The organism is Acidithiobacillus ferriphilus, from assembly GCF_018854775.1.
Taxonomy (GTDB): Bacteria; Pseudomonadota; Gammaproteobacteria; order Acidithiobacillales; family Acidithiobacillaceae; genus Acidithiobacillus; species Acidithiobacillus ferriphilus.
Genome location: NZ_JAAZTY010000173.1, coordinates 1 through 2,381, shown reverse-complemented (window position 1 = coordinate 2,381; position 2,381 = coordinate 1). Strand labels below are relative to the sequence as shown.

Sequence of the window (2,381 nt, the reverse complement as noted above, 5' to 3'; positions counted from 1 at the left end):
GGCGGGTGCGAACCGCCTCGATCTGGGCCACCTCCAGAGCGGCGCGCCGCTTCAGCAGCGGTGACGCAGTGGGCGCGGCAGCCAGACTGCTGTTAATGACCCAGGCCCACGGTTCGATGCCTGCGCGACGCAGGTCTTCCTGCAACTGCGCGGCCTCCAGGACCGGGGTGGGTTCCGGCAGAGTCACGATCAGCACTTGCGTCCGTTCCGGGTCCTGCAACTGCATCATCGGCGTCGTGTAATGCAGCTGCGGATCGACGCCATGGCGGGTCACTTCGCGGTGATAGGCCCCGGTGGCGTCCAGCAGCAGCAGGGTATGCCCGGTTGGTGCGGTGTCCATCACCACGAATTGCTTGTCGGCCTCACGGAGGACGCGCGAGAACGCCTGGAACACCGCGATTTCTTCCGTGCAGGGCGAGCGCAAGTCTTCTTCCAGCATGGCACGGCCTTCGGCATCCAGGTCCTGGCCCTTGGCGTCCAGCACATGTCGGCGATAACGCTCGGTCTCCACCTCCGGGTCGATGCGGCTGACTTCCAGATGGCGCAGCGAACCGGCCAGCGTGTCGGACAGATGTGCGGCGGGGTCGGAGGTGGTCAGGTGAACGGGCAGGCCACGTTCGGCCAGCGCCACCGCCACCGCGACCGCCAGAGTGGTTTTGCCGACACCGCCCTTGCCCATCATCATGATCAGTCCGCGCCCCCTTCCCGCGATCTCTTCCACCAGCGCCGACAACTGCGGAAGGTCCGCGCATTTGGCGGGAGGCGCACCGTTACCGGCGGGGGCGCTCTCGTCTTGATCAGAGAGCAGGCTGCACAGCGCCTCGACGCCGACCATATTGAATGCCTTGAGCGGCAATTGATCGACAGGCAGGTTGCGCAGCGCGGCGGGCATACCCGCTATGGCCGCTTGTTCGCGGTGACGTATGGCAGCGGCCAGCGCGTCGTAGGCGGCTTCCTCTGCCGACAGCACACCGTTGATGACCAGGTTCTGCCTGGTCAGGCCGGTGGCGGCCAGTTCCTGGTGGGTGCGTGCGACCTCGGCCAGCGTGGTTTTCTGCGCGCGGGCGACCAGTATCAGGCGCGTGCGCTCGGGATCGGACAGCGCCTTGACCGCTTCGGCATAACGCTGGCGTTGTTTTTCCAGGCCCGCCAGGGGACCAAGGCACGACGCGCCTTCCGGATTTTTCTCGATAAAGCCGCTCCACGCGCCGGACAATTGCAACAGACGGATGGTATGGCCGGTCGGCGCCGTATCGAAGAGGATGTGATCGTAGTCAGCCGTCAGCGTCGCATCGGTCAGCAAAGCGGTGAATTCGTCGAAGGCCGCGATCTCAGTGGTGCAGGCCCCGGAGAGCTGCTCTTCGATGCCACTGACCACGGCCTCCGGCAGCGCGCCGCGCACCGGGCCAATAATGCGCTCCCGGTACTCTCGTGCCGCCTGTTGCGGATCGATTTCCAGGGCGAATAGCCCTGGTACCGTGGAAATGGCGGTGATTTTATTGCCGATTTCCTGACTGAACACCTGACCGACGTTGGACGCCGGGTCGGTGCTCACCAGCAAGACCTTCTTGCCCAAGCGAACCAGACGGATGGCCGTGGCGCAGGACAGCGAGGTTTTGCCAACGCCACCCTTGCCAGTGAAAAACAGAAAGGTGGGCGGGTTTTTCAGGAAAAGCATAACGATGGACCGTTCAGCAGGTGCCGCTGCCACCGCAACAGCCGCCAGCAGGGCTTTTCATGGCCGGCACCGCCGCCAACCCGGCCCAGCGGACCAGTTCCTCACGGGTCGGATAGCGCCCGGCCAGGGCGATCTCCCCTTCCACCAAAATCAGCGGCAATGCCTCGGCGCCAGAGCGATCCAAAAACTGTTTCACCACCGAATTGTTGACAAAGGCCATGGGTTCCTGACCGAGGTTGTAGCGTAGCAGATCGATTTCCTGGCCTTTCGCCCAGTCCGCGTCAGCGGAAAAGCGTACCAGCGCAGGATCTACGGTCGGACCGCATACGCCCGTGCTGCAGCACATGGCGGGATCGTACACACGGATTTTGGTCATGATAAAGTCTCCTGAAAGGATGGATACCGTCTGAAAAGTTACTGTTCACCGATGCGCGCCAGTTCGGCTTGCAGGGCCACGTCGCCACCTTCTTCCCACCGGGTCCAGGGCAGGGCCAGAAAGGCTTCGATCCGACGACGCAGGATCTGGTAGGCGGTGGTGAAAGCCGCCTCGATCTCCGCTTCGCTACCCGTCGCCTTGGCGGGATCGTCCACGCCCCAATGGGCGCGGATCGCCGGACCGAAATAGGCGGGGCAAGTCTCACCGGCGGCACTGGCGCAGACGGTGATGACGATGTCCGGTGTTCCCGGTAGGTCATCCCAGGAT

General features: G+C 63.9%; 2 protein-coding genes and 1 pseudogene. All 3 read right to left on the bottom strand.

All coding sequences use genetic code 11. The features are described 5' to 3' along the window. Positions 1-1,678, bottom strand: a 1,678-nt coding sequence (gene arsA, locus HF921_RS11380; protein WP_215893838.1) for an arsenical pump-driving ATPase, incomplete at its 3' end; no start/stop codon positions are given. Positions 1,679-1,691: 13 nt separating this feature from the next. After that, positions 1,692-2,054 (bottom strand): arsenite efflux transporter metallochaperone ArsD, encoded by a 363-nt coding sequence (gene arsD, locus HF921_RS11375; protein WP_215893837.1) that lies wholly within the window; start codon positions 2,052-2,054, stop codon positions 1,692-1,694. Between the two features lie 38 nt (positions 2,055-2,092). Further along, positions 2,093-2,381 (bottom strand): annotated as a pseudogene (locus HF921_RS11370) (arsenate reductase ArsC); the annotation flags it as partial.